At 66.4% G+C, this 16,829-nt stretch carries 14 protein-coding genes; 11 read left to right on the forward strand and 3 right to left on the reverse strand.

The genetic code is table 11. The features are described 5' to 3' along the window. The 6 genes from KV397_RS00095 to KV397_RS00120 are packed head-to-tail and all read left to right on the forward strand — an operon-like array spanning position 1 to position 5,702. Complete coding sequence (locus KV397_RS00095; RefSeq protein ID WP_261811866.1) at positions 1-1,443, forward strand: adenosylhomocysteinase; 1,443 nt, start codon at positions 1-3, stop codon at positions 1,441-1,443. Continuing rightward, positions 1,440-2,735 carry an amidohydrolase family protein gene (locus KV397_RS00100; protein WP_131493249.1) on the forward strand — a complete coding sequence of 432 codons (1,296 nt, stop codon included), beginning with the start codon at positions 1,440-1,442 and terminating at the stop codon, positions 2,733-2,735. Before KV397_RS00095 ends, KV397_RS00100 begins: the two co-directional genes overlap by 4 nt. A 31-nt stretch (positions 2,736-2,766) precedes the next feature. Next, positions 2,767-3,195 carry a cupin domain-containing protein gene (locus tag KV397_RS00105; protein WP_261811867.1) on the forward strand — a complete coding sequence of 143 codons (429 nt, stop codon included), beginning with the start codon at positions 2,767-2,769 and terminating at the stop codon, positions 3,193-3,195. A 58-nt stretch (positions 3,196-3,253) separates the two neighbouring features. Further along, entirely contained in the window at positions 3,254-4,105 is an 852-nt protein-coding gene (locus tag KV397_RS00110; protein ID WP_261811868.1) for an ABC transporter substrate-binding protein, read from the forward strand. Then, positions 4,102-4,968, forward strand: a complete 867-nt coding sequence (locus KV397_RS00115; RefSeq protein WP_047522889.1) for an amino acid ABC transporter permease — start codon at positions 4,102-4,104, stop codon at positions 4,966-4,968. Before KV397_RS00110 ends, KV397_RS00115 begins: the two co-directional genes overlap by 4 nt. Then, on the forward strand, positions 4,965-5,702 hold the full coding sequence (locus KV397_RS00120; protein ID WP_261811869.1) for an amino acid ABC transporter ATP-binding protein: 738 nt from the start codon (positions 4,965-4,967) through the stop codon (positions 5,700-5,702). The genes KV397_RS00115 and KV397_RS00120 overlap by 4 nt, the downstream gene beginning before the upstream one ends. A 20-nt stretch (positions 5,703-5,722) precedes the next feature. Here KV397_RS00120 and pnuC read toward each other — a convergent pair whose 3' ends face one another. From pnuC to KV397_RS00135, 3 genes are all read right to left on the reverse strand, one after another. After that, positions 5,723-6,439 carry a nicotinamide riboside transporter PnuC gene (pnuC, locus tag KV397_RS00125; protein WP_153243170.1) on the reverse strand — a complete coding sequence of 239 codons (717 nt, stop codon included), beginning with the start codon at positions 6,437-6,439 and terminating at the stop codon, positions 5,723-5,725. A 2-nt stretch (positions 6,440-6,441) separates the two neighbouring features. Further along, the gene (locus KV397_RS00130; protein WP_261811870.1) at positions 6,442-6,969 is read right to left on the reverse strand and encodes a GNAT family N-acetyltransferase; all 528 of its coding nucleotides are present in this window, start codon (positions 6,967-6,969) and stop codon (positions 6,442-6,444) included. Positions 6,970-7,093: 124 nt separating this feature from the next. Then, on the reverse strand, positions 7,094-8,302 hold the full coding sequence (locus KV397_RS00135) for a hypothetical protein (RefSeq protein ID WP_261811871.1): 1,209 nt from the start codon (positions 8,300-8,302) through the stop codon (positions 7,094-7,096). A 770-nt stretch (positions 8,303-9,072) separates the two neighbouring features. Here KV397_RS00135 and sbnA point away from each other — a divergent pair. From sbnA to KV397_RS00160, 5 genes are read left to right on the forward strand one after another with little or no spacing between them, the layout of a single operon-like run. Then, on the forward strand, positions 9,073-10,005 hold the full coding sequence (gene sbnA / locus KV397_RS00140; protein ID WP_315972135.1) for a 2,3-diaminopropionate biosynthesis protein SbnA: 933 nt from the start codon (positions 9,073-9,075) through the stop codon (positions 10,003-10,005). Continuing rightward, positions 9,950-10,990 carry a 2,3-diaminopropionate biosynthesis protein SbnB gene (gene sbnB, locus KV397_RS00145; RefSeq protein ID WP_261811873.1) on the forward strand — a complete coding sequence of 347 codons (1,041 nt, stop codon included), beginning with the start codon at positions 9,950-9,952 and terminating at the stop codon, positions 10,988-10,990. Before sbnA ends, sbnB begins: the two co-directional genes overlap by 56 nt. Further along, positions 10,987-14,325 carry an amino acid adenylation domain-containing protein gene (locus tag KV397_RS00150; RefSeq protein WP_205802354.1) on the forward strand — a complete coding sequence of 1,113 codons (3,339 nt, stop codon included), beginning with the start codon at positions 10,987-10,989 and terminating at the stop codon, positions 14,323-14,325. Before sbnB ends, KV397_RS00150 begins: the two co-directional genes overlap by 4 nt. Further along, the gene (locus KV397_RS00155; RefSeq protein ID WP_261811874.1) at positions 14,322-16,082 is read left to right on the forward strand and encodes a non-ribosomal peptide synthetase; all 1,761 of its coding nucleotides are present in this window, start codon (positions 14,322-14,324) and stop codon (positions 16,080-16,082) included. The genes KV397_RS00150 and KV397_RS00155 overlap by 4 nt, the downstream gene beginning before the upstream one ends. After that, positions 16,079-16,789, forward strand: coding sequence for a thioesterase II family protein (locus tag KV397_RS00160; protein ID WP_261811875.1), 711 nt, complete (start codon positions 16,079-16,081; stop codon positions 16,787-16,789). Before KV397_RS00155 ends, KV397_RS00160 begins: the two co-directional genes overlap by 4 nt. Positions 16,790-16,829: the final 40 nt, after the last annotated feature.

Consider the following 16,829-nt stretch of genomic DNA (forward strand, 5'->3'; position numbering starts at 1 on the left):
GTGACCGACGAGATCTCGACCGCCCAGCGTCTGGTGCGCCGATTCGCCCGTGAGACCAACCTGCTCGTGTCCGGTCGGGACTTCTCGGTCGTCGGGACGGATGCGGTGGCCGATGCGCTGCGAGCCCTCCTCCCCGCCCTCGGTGCGCGCCTCGGGGACGGCGGCGTCACCTTCGCGCCAGGGGGATCCTGCGAGATCCTGCTCGACGGTGGGCCCCTCCCGGTACGGGAGACCGCCGAGGACCGCGTGGACGCGGCCGGACGGCACATGTCGGTCGCCACCGCTCTCGCCGCACGCCTGGGCGACGCCGGCACGGTGAAAGGACTCCGGATCGGCATCGCGATGGTGCTCGAGCCGAAGACCGCCCAACTCGCCCTGCTGCTGCGGGATGCCGGAGCCATCGTGGCCGTCTACGCCCATCCCGATGAGATCGACGTCGAGGTCGCCGCGGTGCTGCGCCGGCGCGGGATCCCGGTCGACGGGGATCCGAGCCTTTCGGGTGCCGCCGAGCGCGCTGCCGCCGTGGACTTCCTGCGCCGTGGCTTCGACCTGCTGCTCGACGACGGCTCGCACCTGATCCGCCTGGCGCACGAGGAGGGCCTCGCCGCCGAACTGCGAGGTGCCGCGGAGGAGACCACGAGCGGGCTCGCCCCGTTGCGGCTCATGGAGCGTGAGGGAGTGCTCGAGATCCCGGTCATCGCGGTCAACGACGCCCTGACCAAGACCTCCTTCGACAACCGGTACGGCACCGGTCAATCGTGCGTGTTCGCGATCGCCGATGCGCTGGACGCCGTGGGGATCGACCTCCGCGACCAGCCGGCCGTCGTCGTCGGCTACGGCCCCGTCGGTGAAGGCGTCGCGGCGCACCTGCGCGCGCTCGGGGTCGACGTCTTCGTCACCGAGACCGACCCCGTCCGCGCGTTGCGCGCCGCCCACGACGGATTCCGTATCGGCCGCCTGCACGACCTCGCCCCGGGCGCGCTCGTCGTCTCGGCCACCGGTGCTCCGCACACCATCGACGCCGAGGTGCTGCGCGCTGCGGCGATCGTCGCGGTCGCCGGGGGAGTTCCGCACGAGGTCGACCTCGACCCTGCCATGCTGCGACCGTACACGGGCGAGAACGGCCAGGCCTCGAGTGCCGTCGAACGCGCCGGTGACGGCGCACTCGTGATCGCCCGGGCAGGCTGCGTGAACCTGTCCGCCGGTGAGGGAAACCCCATCGAGATCATGGACCTGTCGTTCTCGGTGCAGCTCTTCGCCGTCGGGCACCTGCTCGCGCACGACCTGCCGCCCGGGGTGCATCCGCTTCCGGCCGAGGCCGACACCACGATCGGCGCCGCCGCGCTCGCAGCCCGCGGTGAGCGCATCGACCAGCGCAGTCCGGCGCAGGTCGAAGCGCAGCAGGAGTGGCGCTCGCCACGGTTCCGAGGAGAGTCCGCATGAGTGCCGTCACGGTCTATTCGGCAGGACTGGTGGTGCCGATCACCGCGCCGCCGATCGTCGATGGGGCGGTCGCCGTGCGGGACGGCCGGATCATGCACGTCGGGGAGCGCGCCTGGGTGCTGCATTCCCTCGCGGAACGGGGCATCGACGCCGACGAGGTGCACTGGCCGGGTGTCCTGACCCCCGGCCTCGTGAACGCGCACACCCATCTGCAGTACACCGGCATGGCCTCGGTCGGAAGCGGGCAGTACGACGGCTTCGAAGACTGGGTGCGCGCGTTCGACCCGGTGTACGAAGGCGGGCGTGACTGGGCCGCAGATGCTGCGGACGGCGCGACACAGGCCTTGCGGGCGGGTACGACGGCGCTCGCCGACGTGGTGACCGACCGCTCGGCCGCGACCGCCCTGCACGACGCGGGGCTGCACGGGATCACCTACTGGGAGGTGATGAGCTGGACCAATGCCGACTGGGCGCGCACCGGACGCGCGCAGGTCGAGCAGGCGCTGGACGCCCTGCCGACCCCGCCCGGGACCGGCCTGTCGCCGCACGCCCCGTACTCACTGGACATCGAGCCCCTCCTGGAGATCCCCGACATCGTGCGCGAGCGCGGCGGGCGCATCCACATCCACCTCGGCGAGGCCGCATTCGAGAGGGAGTTCGCGCACGAGCATCCGCAGGCGTGGCACACGGCCGGGCTCGCCAGCTTCCAGGAGCTGCGCAAGGCCGGATTCGGCACCAGCGCGACCGAGTTCGTCGACCAGCTCGGCGTGCTCGGACCCGACTGCCACATCGCGCACGGTGTGTACATGAGCGCCAGGGACCGTGCGATCCTGCGCGAGCGCCGCACGACGGTGGCCCTGTGCCCGAGGTCCAATGCCGTCATCGGACTCGAGGAGCCCCCGATCGCCGCGTACCTGCGTGAGGGCAGCCCGATCGCGGTGGGGACCGACTCGTTGTCGTCGAGCCCCTCGCTCGACGTGCTCGCCGATGTGGCCGAACTCGCCCGCATCGCCCGGTCGCAGGGCTACACCGACCGTGATCTCCCTGCACGCCTGCTCGGCGCGGCCACCCTCGGCGGCGCCCACGCGATGGGCATCGACGTCGGCCCGGACCGCACCGGCTACCTCGCCGTGGGTGCGCTCGCCGACCTCACCTTCTTCGACGTGCAGGCCGGACCGGATGCCGTCGCGGAACTCGTCGACCACGGCGCCGGCCGCACCGCCGCGACCGTGGTGTCGGGCGAGGTCCGCTACGCGATCGACAGCTTCGACCGTCCGGCGGTCGCCCCGTGACCGTACCCGCATCCGAACCCGGAGGTGTCGCGTGACACAGCGCCCCACGACCGCCGAGCGCCTCGACCTCGCGCCGCATCCCGAGGGCGGATGGTTCCGCCGCACGTGGACGAGTCCGCTTCCGGTCGAGACCGCGAACGGCCCGCGACCCGCGGCGACGTGCATCCACTACCTGCTGCGGCCCTCCGAGCGCAGTGAATGGCACGTCGTGACCAGCGACGAGCTGTGGCTGTGGCACGGTCCCGGCCGACTCGAGCTCCGTCTCGGCGGAGATGCGGCAGAGCCGGGCGAAGACACCGCGATCGTGCTCGGTCCCGACGACGCGGCCCAGGTACTGGTGCCCGCCGGCGTCTGGCAGGCAGCGCGTCCCCTGGATGCCGAGGAAGTCCTCGTCTCGTGTTTCGTGTCCCCAGGTTTCGATTTCGCGGATTGGCGACTCGCCGCATCGCCTACTCTGTAAGGGCAGACCCGTCCTGCCTCGCAGCTTCCTCCTCACCCTTCCTCGCACTGGAGTCATCGTGCCCTTCGCTCCCTCCCTCCGCCGTGCCGCAGCCGCCGCTGCTGCCACCGTCCTCGCCGTCACCCTCGCCGCCTGTGCCTCTCCGTCCGCCGACACCGGCGACGACGGTGACGACTCCGGTCTGCAGACCGTGACGGCGGGCAAGCTCACGATCGCCACCGGGGAGCCGAACTACGAGCCGTGGTTCGTCGACGACGACCCCTCCAACGGTGAGGGCTTCGAGGGCGCGGTGGCGAACGCCGTGGCCGAACAGCTCGGCTTCGCGGCGGATGACATCGTCTGGGTCCGCACGACCTTCGACGGCGCCATCGCTCCGGGTCCGAAGGACTGGGACATCAACCTCCAGCAGTTCTCCATCACGGACGACCGCAAGAAGGCCGTGGACTTCTCCTCGCCGTACTACACGACCACGCAGGCGGTCGTCGCGGTCAGCGGTTCGCCCGCGGCCTCCGCGACGACCATCGACGAGCTCACGGCCACGACGGTCGGCGTCGCGAGCGGCACCACCAGCTACACGGTGGCCAAGGAGCAGCTCGGCGAGGCGAACCTCAGCGTCTTCAACTCGGTCGATGACGTCGTGCTCGCGCTGAAGGGCGGCCAGATCGACGCGATGATCACCGACCTCCCCGGCGCCTTCTACGTCGTGGGCGCTCAGCTCGACGACGGTGTCGTCACCGGCCAGTTCGCCGACGCGAACGGCGGGGACGACTTCGGCATCGTGTTGCCCAAGGGATCCGCCCTCACGGCGGATGTCACCGAGGCGGTCGACGCCCTGCGCGAGAACGGCACGCTCGACGAGCTGCAGCAGAAGTGGCTCAGCGACGCCGTCGACGTCCCCGTCCTGAAATGACCTCGACCTCCGTCGACGCGGAGTGGCAGCCGAGCGAACTCGAGCTGTCACGCCGCGTTCTGCGGCGACGGGCGACCACGCGTTCCGTCCTGATCGCGCTCCTCAGCAGCATCGTCCTCGTGACGGTGCTGCTCCTCGTCGTGGTCAACACCCCCGGCTGGGCGGTCGTCAGTCAGACGTTCTTCGACCCGCAGGTCGCACTGGAGAGCATCGGGCCGATCTTCCAGGGCCTGCTCGTCAACCTCCTGGTGCTCGCGATCGCGGTGGTCTGCGTCGCGATCTTCGGCACCCTCCTGGCGACGATGCGCTCGTTGCGCGGACCGGTGTTCTTCCCGCTGCGCGCGCTCGCCGCCGCGTACACCGACTTCTTCCGCGGCATCCCGCTGCTGATCGTGCTGTACCTGGTCGGCTTCGGTATCCCGGCACTGATGATCTTCCCGCGCATGCCCGCGATGTTCTGGGGCACGATCGCCCTGGTCCTCACCTACTCGGCGTATGTCGCGGAGGTGCTCCGCGCAGGGATGGAGGCGGTGCACCCCTCGCAGCGCATCGCCGCACGATCGCTCGGGCTGACGCACGGGCAGACCCTCCGCATCGTCGTGATCCCGCAGGGCGTCCGCAAGGTGGTCCCGGCGCTGATGAACGACTTCGTGTCGATGCAGAAGGACGTGGGTCTGATCTCGGTCCTCGGTGCCGTCGACGCCGTCCGCGCCGCCCAGCTGATGGTCGCCGAGACCTACAACTACACGCCCTACCTCGTCGCAGGGCTCATGTTCATCATCCTCAGTTGGCCCATGATCCGCCTGACCGACATCGTGACCGCGCGGATGAACAAGCGCGAGCAGGCCGGAGGAGTCGTATGAGTGTCCCGGTGATCGAGGCCAGGGGCGTGCGCAAGCGCTTCGGCGACCATGACGTGCTGCGCGGTATCGACCTGTCGGTGGGCACCCACGAGGTGGTCGTGCTGATCGGCGCATCCGGCTCCGGCAAGTCCACCCTGCTCAAGACGATGAACCTCATCGAGAACATCGACGACGGGCAGATCTTCCTCGTCGGCGAGGACATCACCGACCCGCGCGTGGACGCCGACGGGGTGCGGGCGCGGATCGGCGTCGTCTTCCAGCACTTCAACCTCTTCCCGCACCTGACCGTGCTCGACAACGTCACGCTCGCCGCCGTCCGGGTGCACGGCATGCGCAAGGCGGAAGCCCGTGCCAAGGCGCGCGAGCTCCTGGAGACGCTCGGACTCGGTGCCAAGGCCGACGAATACCCCGACCGACTCTCCGGTGGCCAGCAGCAGCGGGTGGCGATCGTGCGCGCGGTGCTCACGCAGCCCGAGGTGCTGTTGCTCGACGAGATCACGAGTGCGCTCGACCCGCAGCTGGTGGGCGAGGTGCTCGACCTGGTGCGGGAGCTGAAGCGTCAGGGCGCGACGATCGTGATGGCGACGCACGAGATGTCGTTCGCCCGCGAGGTCGCCGACCGCATCGTGTTCCTCGAGCACGGCGTCGTCGTCGAGCAGGGGCCGCCGTCGCAGGTGTTCGACGCCCCGCAGGAGGCCGCGACTGCGGAGTTCCTCGCTCGCGTGCGGCACTGACCGCGGTCCGATCCTCCGCGTCAGGCGAGCTCTTCCTCTTCCTCCGGCCGCCGCGGGCTCGGGTCGGGCGGCAGGATCTCGATCGGGTGGGCGGCGCGGCGCTGCGCTCGCCACCAGATCACGAACCCGATCGCCGTGAAGACTCCGTAGAAGACGTACATGAAGCCGGTCGCGTAGTAGCCGGAGCTGAACAGCAGTGGTACCCCGACCACGTCGACGGCGATCCAGATCAGCCAGAACTCGGTCCACCCCTTCGCCATGCCGTAGGTGGCGAGCAGGGAACCGACGAAGGTCCAGGCATCGGCCCAGACCGGCTCCCACGATCCGAGCAGCCGGAACAGCGGGGTCAGGGCGACGGTGCCGATGATCATCACCAGGACCATGCCGATGCGCGCGCTCGTCGGCGCCCAGCGCGGCACCACGCGGCCGCCGTCGAGATTCCGCCAGCGGATCCAGCCGTAGACGGCCACGGCGATGAACATGATCTGCCGTCCGGCCTGCCCCAGCAGGTGCGGCAGCGAAGGGTCGGGGCTCAGGGCGGAGCCCAGGAAGACCGTGAGCAGGAGCAGGTTGCCGATGATGCCGACCGGCCAGGCCCACACCTTGCGGCGCATGCCGCCGAGGGCGCTCGCGAGGCCGAAGGCGTTGCCCACGACCTCACGCACGAGGAGCGTCTGCCCGCCCGGCAACACCCACTGGGAGGTGAACGCCTCGACGAACCACTGCAGCAGGTTCATAGTCAGGATCCTGCGTCGGGATCGGGGCGGTCGTCGAGGACGAGTTGGAGCATGCTCAGATCGAGCCAGCGCCCGAACTTGGCGCCGACCTGCGGCATCCGCCCTACCTCGACGAAGCCCAGCCGTTCGTGCAGGGCGATGGATGCGGTGTTCCCGCTCTCGATGCCTGCGATCATCACGTGCATCCCCGCAGCGGTGGCGCGTTCGATGAGCGCGGCCATCAGGGTGGTGCCGATGCCGCGGCCGTGCTGACCACCGAGAACGTAGACCGAGTGCTCGACGGTGAGCCGATAGCCGCTGTGCGGTCGCCACTGCGCGTAGGACGCATAGCCCAGCACGCCGGAATCGTCGACGGCGACCAGGACCGGGTAGCCGTGCGCGGTGCGGTCGGCGAGCCAGGCGGCGCGGTCGTCGAGGTCCACCGCCTCTTCGTTCCAGATCGCGGTGGTGTGCACCACGGCGTGGTTGTGGATCGCGGTGATCGTCTCGAGATCGGCGGTCTCGGCATCCCTGATTCGCACGGCTGTCATCGGCGGGCGGTCTCTCTTCTTCTGCGCTTCGGGTGCGCATGCTGCGTCGGCGCTTCGGGGCGCATCGCCGACGCTAGCAGGATGCGAGGACCACGGATGCGTCGCAACCGAACAGTTACGCCCGTCAGCGCGACGGTGTCGTGTCGATCGCATTGCGCACGAGGATCGCGCGGCGCATGTCGACCATGATCGGGTCGAAGAATCGCTCGCGGTAGCGAGTCTCGCTGACGGCGGAGAAGACGAACGGGAGGGCCGCGATCACCGCGAGGATCGTCGCCACCTTGAGGAGGTTGACGGTGAGCGGCAGCGTCGCCCCGAAGAACTCGAGAGGCTGCACCGTCATCGGCTGTGTGGCGCTCCCGGGCCCGAGCCAGAGGCCGACGAGCCCCGCGGGGACGGTGATCGCGCCGATGATGATCAGCAGCGCCGCGAGCAGCCCGGCGAAGAACAGCGCCTGCACCAACTGCGCGACGGTCAGGGCGAGCAGGATGTTGATGCGTTGCGGTGCGCGCAGCCTTCGCGGTGCGCCGGGCGCGACGCGGCGTCCTTCGGCGGGTGTGCCGACGAGCAGGGCGGTGCGCTGCTCATCCGACGGCGCCTGCGCGTCGTCCTCGATCTCGGAGGCGGCGACGCGCAGCACGACGATACCCGCGAGCACCGCGACGACGAGGGTGAGCAGCGCGATCGATCCCCAGGACATCGCGGAGGCCATCTGCCACACCTCGACGGAGAAGAAGGAGAACACGACGAGCATGAGGATCACCGGCAGCGCGATCGAGGCCATGTGACCGATCGCCGATGCGTTGCGCACCGCGAGGCGGGAGGCCCAGGAGATCAAGGCACCACCGCCCATGCCGGTCACCAGGATGCAGAGGCCGAGCACCAGGAGCGTGCGGAGGACGGGTCCGACCGAGGCGTCCGGCTGTGCGCTGTAGCCCCACGCGATCGTGAAGGCGAGGCATCCGGCTATCACGAGGAGGGCGACCGCGGTGCCGATGCCGACCGGAAGCCGACGCAGCAGGGCACGGACGAGGAAGTAGGCGGCCCAGGCGAGACCCGCCGCCAGCACGAAGATGACCAGCGCCAGGAACAGCATGAACGCGGCCACCTCGGGGTACTCGTCATCGATGGCGAACTCGATCACGAGCTCGATCCCGTCCTGGAAGAGGTACGCAGCCACGGCGACCCAGGCGATCAGCGGCGCCACGCGTCGGGGCAGATCCGTGAACCAGCGGCGCAGCGGCACGAACGTCGGGAGCCCCTGCTCGCGGAACCAACGGTCGGCACCGCGCGACGCGTCGCCGGGCTTCAGCGTGTGCGGGGAGGCGGACATGGCGTCGAGGATACGGCAACGGCGATGCGGGAGTAGTCACTCGGTCGCGGGGCCACACAGAGGGCCTCGCTAGGAGTACTCACTTTTGCCGCGCTGATACTCAACTCCCCTCACGCCTCAGGGATGCGCGGACGCTTATCGGTATCGTCGCGCAGAACTGCTCGCCAACCTGGAGGATGACGATGTCCAAGAAGTCAGTGCGGGACGGACCACGGTGGAGAACTCCCACGACGCTGAAGAGGGATCAACTACCTCGTGGGTTGGCGACGCAGGCGGTCAGGGCCGTGTTGCAGGATCCGGCCGTGGTGGAGGCGCCGGCCTCGGGAGGAACGCCAGAAGTTCGTTGCGGAGAATCGTGACCAGCCGGAACGCATCCGTGAGGAAGCCGTGAAACGGAAGGCGAAACTGCTCACGATCGTCACGGAGAATGCGCCGGCCGCACCGTGATGTTCCAGTCCGCCGAAGAGGATGGCGCGGCAACAGAGAACGAGCCGACGACATCGGTCGGTGTCCACAGGTCTCGGCCGTGGCGCTGATCGCGTCGGTTCTGGTGGCTGGATTCTGGTTCGCGACGCGGTTTCAGTCGCCGGCGCAGCATGAGGCGAACGTAGATGGATAACGGCGATATGCGATGGGAAGATGAATTTCGCCATGGCCCAAGAGATTGAATAGATCACTTCTAGGGGGAGTTCGTGAAAGTAAGTTCTATCGAAGGAATGCGGGAGAACTCTCTCTTCATGCGCATGCATTAGGCGTTCCCGGATCACGAGTTGTACGTGAAACTGGAGGGCTTGAACACGGCTGGCTCGATCAAATTGACGACCGCGGTGGCATTGATCGACGATCTGGAGAAGGATGGTCGGTTGCAGCCTGGTGGTGGCGTCGTCGAGTCTTCGTCGGGCAGCCTCGGTGTCGCCCTCGCGGCCGTGTGCGCGCGGCGCGGATACAGCCTCACGATCGTCACGGATCCAAACGCGAACGATGCGACCGTCGCGCACATGAAAGCCTTAGGCGCTCGAGTCGAGGTCGTGAACGAAAGAGACCAGTCCGGCGGCTATCTGGGAACTCGACTCGCGAGAATTCAACAACTTCAGAGTTTGAAGAACGGCCCCGTGTGGACCAACCAGTATTCAAACTCGGCGAATTCGACGGCGCACAGCACGCTGACGTATCCGGCGATCGTGGCAGAACTCGGCGATCCAGATGTCATCTTCGTCGGCGCGGGAACGACCGGAACTCTGATGGGTGTGATTCACGGCGTCGCAGCCCGTGGTGTGCGTACGGAGGTGTATGCAATTGACAGTGCGGGTTCCGTCACCTTCGGTGGGCCGCCTTCGACAAGGCACATTCCTGGTCTGGGGGCGAGCGTAAGGCCCCCGCTATTCGACCGCTCTCTTGTTCCGCACCAGTATTACGTGAGTGAAGAGGACGCAGTACGTGAATGTCGGCGAGTGGCCGCTTCTGAAGGATACCTTCCAGGGGGGTCGACCGGAACAATATTGGCAGGGTTCCGCGCGCTTTCTTCAACAATTCCAACGGGGAGCCGAATCGTCGTCGTGGCACCGGACCTCGGAGAACGTTATCTGAATACCGTGTACAACGACATTTGGGTGAACCAGAAATTCGGACCTGCGGCGCTGGACGTCGATGTTTCGCCGATGGCGAGTTCAGCAATCTATGACTACGAGAAAATCAATGTTTGACACCAAGGATCTGACAGTCATCGGCGCCGATCGTGTCGATGAATTCCTCCGTGGACGTGAGACGGAGATCATCGACATCGTCGAAGACACCTACCTGACGCACAACCGCGGCGAGACAGTGAACCCCGACAGCTATTTCCTGAGGTTCCCCGAGCAGCCGCAGGACCGCATCATCGCCCTGCCCGCGCACATCGCGAAAGAGGGCTCGCGATCGATCGGCATCAAGTGGATATCGAGCTTCCCTGCCAACGTGGAGCGCGGACTCCAGCGCGCGTCAGCGGTGATCATCCTGAACGATCCGGACTCCGGATTCGCAACCGCACTGATCGAGGGGAGTCGCATCAGCGCCGCGAGGACGGCTGCTTCGGCCGCCCTTGCCGTGAGATCCCTGCACGGAGCGCCGTCCAGCATCGGCGTCGTCGGCTCCGGGCCGATCGCTCGTGCGATCCTCAGATTCATCGGCGCTCTCTATCCGACCGCTGTGCCGGTGCGCGTCCACGACCTGAATCCGGACTCCGTCGCGCGGATGATCGCGGAATCCGGAGGTGATCACGCAGCAGGAACCCTGGACGAGGTCATGGCGGCCGACGTGCTCGTGTTCGCCACGAGCGCCGGAACGCCCTATGTCTCGAACACGAAGCGCTTCGAGCCGGGTCAGCTTGTGCTGAACGTGTCGCTTCGCGATCTCGCCCCCGAGACGCTTCGCGACACCAACAACATCTTCGACGATGTGGAGCACTGCCTGAAGGCGAACACTACGCCGCACCTGCTCGAACAGCTCGACGCGACTCGCGATTTCGTCACAGGGACTCTCGCGCAGGTCATCGAGGGCGATGTCGAACTGGACCCGACGCGGGCGACCGTCTTCTCGCCCTTCGGGCTCGGTGTACTCGATCTGGCCATATCGCACGCGCTTTTCGAGCAGGCGAAGATCGACTGCTCAGGCGTTCGGGTCACGGACTTCCACGGCGAGATGGGGCGATGACCACCATGAACTTGACAGAGAGTCTGCAGTGGAACGGTCTTCAGCTGATCACTCACGGGGCTGCGTTGGTCAGTCCGGCGAGGGACTGGGATCTGGGCCTCACCCTCTACGCCTATCTCGAAGACTGGGCTGAAAGGCAACCGGAGCGCATAGCGGCCGTCGACGTCGAAGGCGAGCAGATCAGTTATCGCGAGATGCTCCTGAGAGTCCGACGTCGCGCGGCCCACCTCCGCGAGGTCGCCGCTGCTCAGCGCTTCGTTCTCTCGCGCCGGGGCAGAAGCGTCGAGTGCCTCATCGACATCGTGGCTTGCAACGCCATCGGTGCCATCTACGTTCCCGTGGACCCGGCCTGGCCTGCGTACCGGCTCGAGCACGTCACGCGGACGACGGATCCCGCGATCATCCTTGCCGACGACGCTGAGGCTGACGTTACATACGATCCCGCCACTCATGGCGAGCTCATTCGCCGGGTCTCGGATCCTGCGAATGCGCCCGCCTACTGTCTCTTCACGTCGGGGAGCACGGGGCAGCCGAAGGGCGCGCTCGTAGCCCAGATGGGCATGCTGAATCACCTGCACAGCAAGGTCGAGTTGCTTGATCTCGACCGGGATTCCGTGGTCGCAGAGACGGCTCCGACGACGTTCGATGTGTCCGTGTGGCAGTTCGCTGTGGCGTTGCTGGTCGGCGGAGCTGTTCGGGTCGTCCACGATGATGAAGCTCAGGACCCGTTCGGACTGTCGGATCTTCTCACCCGAGAGCGCATCACGCATGTCGAGGTCGTCCCTACTGTGCTCCGTGAACTCATCCACGCGATACCGACGGCTGCGAAGCTGTCGGCGCTTGCCTGCATGATGGTGACAGGGGAAGAGCTCCCCCTCCGACTCGCGCAGGACTGGGGCGCGAGATTCGAGCACATCCCACTCGTGAATGCCTATGGTCCGACCGAGTGCTCCGATGATGTCACTCATGCGGAGATCAGTGAGAAGACACTCGCACCGGGCACGGTTCCGATCGGCGCGCCCATCGCGAACACTGCGCTCTACGTGCTGCGGCACTCGGAGGATTCCTGGCATTCCGTCTCGCCGGGCGAGCAAGGCGAACTCTTCGTCGCCGGCCCGTGCGTCGGACTCGGCTACGTCGGTGAGGACGAGAAGACCGCCGGAGCTTTCGCGACCGTCGACGGTTACCCCTTCCGCATCTATCGCACAGGCGACCTCGTTCGGGTCCGCGCGGACGGTCTGCTCGTGTACGAGGGCCGTAGCGATCGTCAGGTCAAGATCAACGGGGTTCGCATCGAACCCGGAGAGATCGAGAACAGGATCCTCCGAGAGACCGCCGGGCTGAGCGCGGTCTCGGTGGTGAAGTACATACCTGCGGTTCGCGAACGAAGCGCCATCGTGATCCGCGAGACGAACGAGTCTTTCCTGCGTCCAGGGGACGCGCGTCTCGTGGCCTTCTTCTCGGTGGCCGACGGCAGTCCCGTCACGTCGGAGGCACTGGAGATGCGGGCGAGGGATGTGCTGCCCGCTCCGATGCGACCATCGCGGTGGCTTCAGGTCGACGAACTCCCGCTCACGGCGAACGGGAAGGTCGACATCAATCGGCTCGAATCGCTCGCTGTTGAGCTCGGTGGTGGTGACGAGGTGCTCGGACGCACGGCGCTCATCGATCGTCATCGACCTGACGGGGAGCCGGCGAGAACGTCGTTCCTCTCGCTGGTCGAGAGCGTTCTCGGGCACGGGGTCGACTCGACGTCCAGCTTCGTCGAGGCCGGTGGTGACTCGCTTCGCGCGATCCAGCTGTCCAGTCGTCTCCGGGCACAGGGGAAGAGCGCGCGCGTCGCAGATCTCCTCTCGGGCCGCCCGTTGGAGGAGCTCGAACGGGATGTCGCCTCGAAGCGTGACGACCCCGTCGCAGACTCCACGATCGAATCGCGGGTGATGAGCGGAAGCACGGACGATCGGCTCCCGGCCACCTGCCCGATGAAGCTGGCTCAGATGGGCATCTACTTCCAATGGCTGCTTGAGCCGGAAAGTGCGTACTACAACTATCAGGTACTTCTCGAGAGCCGAGGAGGTCTCGACGCTCCGAAGACTCGTCAGGCGCTCTTCTCCGCCCTTCACGCCAACCCTCAGTTGTTCGCGCGGTTCGAAGTCGCAGAGTCCGGTGAGTTCATCCAGGTCTTCCCCTCCGCGGGCGACATCCCGCAGACGGCCGATGTCGAGTACGTCTCGTCGCGCGCGGATGCGCGTGCGAGGTCCAAGGATCTCGCCGCTCAGCCGTTCGACCTCGAAAACGAACCGTCATTGCGCGTGCATGAGCTGCGAGTGGAGACCGGTGAGACCTGGTTCGTCGTGACGATGAACGAGATCCTCATCGACGGCTGGGGCACGATGAAACTCGCCGAGTTCATCTCGGAACTGTATGACGCAGACGGCGCTGACACGGCGGCCGAGTTGGCGCGCGCCAACCTCTCTGCCGTGGCCCGGTACTTCAACCGCCCCGTGGTCGATGTGGAGATGTCCGAGGAGTCTCGTGCCTTTTGGTCGAAGAGCCTGAGCGGCATCTCTCTGCAGCCGCTCCTCAGCGACATCGACGATGCGTCTCACGACGCCTACTCCTCGTCGATCGTGGAGGCATCGCTCGGTCATGACACCACCGTGGCCATCAGAACGAACGCGAGCGCACTCTCCACCACCCCGTTCGCCGTCTTCGTTCTTGCGTACTCTCTCGCGTTGGCGACAGTCACCGAAAGTGACGACTTCGTGGTCGGGGCGCCCGTGTCCCGCCGAGAGCTGCACACCCTCGTGGATGTCCCGACGCTAACGCTGAACATGGTCGCGATGCGAATCCTCATCGATCGTGGTCGCCCGTGCGACGAGCTGGCGCGAGATCTGTCCTCTTCGGTGACGCGCGCCGTCTCGTTCAGCGACAGTCCGTTCAGCTCGGTCGTGTCGGAGTATGCCGAACGCACCAACGGGGACCCTCTCTTCAGCACGATGGTGAACATGCTGACCTACCCCACGTCCGAGTCGTGGAAGGGCACTGAGAGCATTCGGTTCATCGAGCTCGACACGGGCTTCACGAAGTATGACGGTTCGCTCTACGTCCAGCAACACGGCGAGGACTACACGATTCAGCTGGCCTTCAAGCAGGCGAATGTCTCGCAACAGAGGGCGCGACAGATCCTTGCGCTGACCGCCTGGTATCTACGATCGGATCTGCGTTCGTCCTCGGTCCGCGTGGATGAACTCATTCGGCGGGCCATGCACGATCTCGACCTCTCCGGCATACGCGCTGTGGAGTCGGTCGACACCCGAGAGAAGGTGGGATGATGGCCCCGCTGATGGAGATGCCGACTGCTCCGCTGCGGACCGGCACGGTCCGGTCGGATGCTGTTTGCGTGGAAGCGGCCGACGGGGCATCGCAGACCTATGGCGAGTTCTTCGGCAATGTCGAGAAGTGGCGCCGATGGATCGAGCGGACGGTGACGAGGGATCAGGTGCTCGCTGCTCAGCTCGACCTCTCACCGATCTCGATGGCCCTGATGGTCGCATCGCTGACGGTTCATTCCCGCACCGCCTGGATACCTCCCGGGGAGGCCGCGTCCCGAGAGCAGCGAATGATCGAACAGCTCGGCGATTCGGTGTACCTCTTGGACGACGCGTCAGCCGCACGCATTCTGGACGAAGCGGAGTCTCCGCGACTCACCGAGATTCGTCTCGATGCTTTCGGCCCTGAGCGGTGGGCCACAACGACGAAGTTCATCTACTTCACGTCCGGCTCGGAGGGACGCCCGAAGGCGGTTCAGGTCGGAATCGGCGCGATCGCGAACCGGCTGCAGTGGATGTGGACGGAGTTCCCCTTCGCACCCACGGACCGCGTGGTCGTGCAGAAGCCCCTCTCCTTCGTCGCGTCGTACTGGGAGATTCTGGGTTCCGTTCTGGGTGGTGTCGTCGCGGTCCTGATCTCGAGCGCGGAACGAGGGCGGCCGGATCTCTTCTTCGACGTCGTATCGTCCGCGGACGCTACACACCTCTTCGCGACCTCCGTGGCCCTGCGCGGCCTGGTGGAAGCCGCAGAAGAGCACGGATCTGCTCTTCCTGCGCTGAAGCTGGTGTGCAGTAGCGCGGATCGGTTCCCGACGAGCCTCGGCCGCGACCTCGCGGTGACCGCTCCGAATGCACGGATCCTCAACCTCTATGGGGCGACCGAGACGACGGCGAACACCAGCGCCTATGAACTCTCATCGACGGACCTCTCCGCGGCATCGGTTTCACTCGGATCTCCGATCCCTCACACCCGAATAGTCATCCGCGATTCGTCCGGTGTCGAGTGCGACGAAGGCGTGGAGGGATCCGTCGCAGTGCAGGGGCTGCCGCTTGCGGACGGGTACCTCATCCGGGGGGTTCTGTCCGACGGTGACGCGTTCTCAGGAACGGGAGAGTTACGGGAATTCCGATCAGGTGACCTCGGATATATGCAGGATGGCAAGCTCTTCCTCACTGGTCGTGCCGACAACGCGGTCAACGTCTCAGGGTTCAAAGTGCATCTGGAGGAGATCGAAGCAGCGGCCATGCAACTCAGTGGCCGGACGGGCCAGTGTGCTGCGGTGTACATCGAAGACTCCGGAGCGAGCGTTCTCGCGCTCGTGGTGCCCGAGGACTGGCGGGGTCGAGTATCGCGCACAGCGCTCGCGCGTTCGCTGCCGCCGCACATGGTGCCACGACTGCTCGTTCCCGTCGAGACGCTTCCCACTGTCCGCACGGGAAAGGTGGATCGTGCGGAGTGCGCCGCGCTGGTGAAAGAGGCGATGCGGGACAGTCGGAACTCGGGGTACTCCGAGGGCGGCTCGGTCGAGCGGGACACCCTAGCTCGTCTGTGGACGAGTTCGCTCGGCCAGGATTCGACTGCCGTGGGAGATGACTATTTTCACGACGGTGGTGACTCTCTGCGCGCAGTAGGTCTTCTGGCTGCGGTGCGGCGACAGTTCGGAGTGCGGGTGCCCCTGCGCGGGTTCTACGCCGATCCGTCGATGACGTTCGTGCTCAGCGTTATTCGGGACTCGGATCCGAAAGGACTCAGTCGATGAAGAACTCCTCATGGCAGCAGGTGAGTCACGCCGATGATTCGCGCGCAACAGTCCTCTTGTTCCCGCCGACCGGGGCGGGAGCCCCTGCGTTTCGATCGGCGCGGGCGCTTCAGGGCGTGTACGACTCATGGGCGTACTGTCCGCCAGGGCGCGGTACGCGCTTCGGTGAACCGGGTTTCACAGAGATGGAGAAGTTCGTCGAGGAGACCATCGCCACGATCGATCTCGACGACTCGACTCTGATTGTCGCGGGAGTGAGCTTCGGTGCGGCTCTGGGCTTCACGGTGTGCGCTGCTCTGGAGGGGCGCGACGTGCGGGTCGATCGACTCGTCGCCATCTGCGGTGTCGCTCCGGGCAACTACGTCCGTGCCCAGACGGGGTGGGATCTTGATTCTGCCCGCGCACGCATGATCGACTACGGGCTCACCCCGCGTGAGGTTCTCGAGATGGAGGACGCGGACGAGATCTTCGTGCAGCCGACCCTGGACGATCTTCTGCTCGCCGACTCGTACGGCGGCTCCGGTGGCGTGTCTCTGCACGCCGACCTGACGTGCGTGACAGCGTCCGATGATCACCTCGTTCCAGAATCCGAAGCGGCGTCCTGGGAGAAGGCGACGCGATCTACGTTCACGCACCTGCACCTGCCCGGTGGCCACTACGCACACGCGGACTTCGGGACGAAGGAGTGGATCGATGTTCTCTCGTGAGTCGGCGGACAAGAGCCCTCAGTGGGCGGTTCTGGTGGGA

The sequence above is a fragment of the Microbacterium aurugineum genome (genome assembly GCF_023101205.1).
In the GTDB taxonomy this organism is placed as follows: Bacteria; Actinomycetota; Actinomycetes; order Actinomycetales; family Microbacteriaceae; genus Microbacterium; species Microbacterium aurugineum.

Excerpts from the sequence above, each read along its gene's own strand:
- KV397_RS00115 (WP_047522889.1), top strand. The coding sequence starts at position 4,102 with ATGACCTCGACCTCCGTCGACGCGGAGTGGCAGCCGAGCGAACTCGAG.
- KV397_RS00120 (WP_261811869.1), top strand. The coding sequence starts at position 4,965 with ATGAGTGTCCCGGTGATCGAGGCCAGGGGCGTGCGCAAGCGCTTCGGC.
- KV397_RS00100 (WP_131493249.1), top strand. The coding sequence starts at position 1,440 with ATGAGTGCCGTCACGGTCTATTCGGCAGGACTGGTGGTGCCGATCACC.
- KV397_RS00130 (WP_261811870.1), bottom strand. The coding sequence starts at position 6,969 with ATGACAGCCGTGCGAATCAGGGATGCCGAGACCGCCGATCTCGAGACG.
- sbnB (WP_261811873.1), top strand. The coding sequence starts at position 9,950 with ATGTTTCGCCGATGGCGAGTTCAGCAATCTATGACTACGAGAAAATCA.
- pnuC (WP_153243170.1), bottom strand. The coding sequence starts at position 6,439 with ATGAACCTGCTGCAGTGGTTCGTCGAGGCGTTCACCTCCCAGTGGGTG.
- KV397_RS00135 (WP_261811871.1), bottom strand. The coding sequence starts at position 8,302 with ATGTCCGCCTCCCCGCACACGCTGAAGCCCGGCGACGCGTCGCGCGGT.
- KV397_RS00150 (WP_205802354.1), top strand. The coding sequence starts at position 10,987 with ATGACCACCATGAACTTGACAGAGAGTCTGCAGTGGAACGGTCTTCAG.
- KV397_RS00160 (WP_261811875.1), top strand. The coding sequence starts at position 16,079 with ATGAAGAACTCCTCATGGCAGCAGGTGAGTCACGCCGATGATTCGCGC.
- KV397_RS00155 (WP_261811874.1), top strand. The coding sequence starts at position 14,322 with ATGATGGCCCCGCTGATGGAGATGCCGACTGCTCCGCTGCGGACCGGC.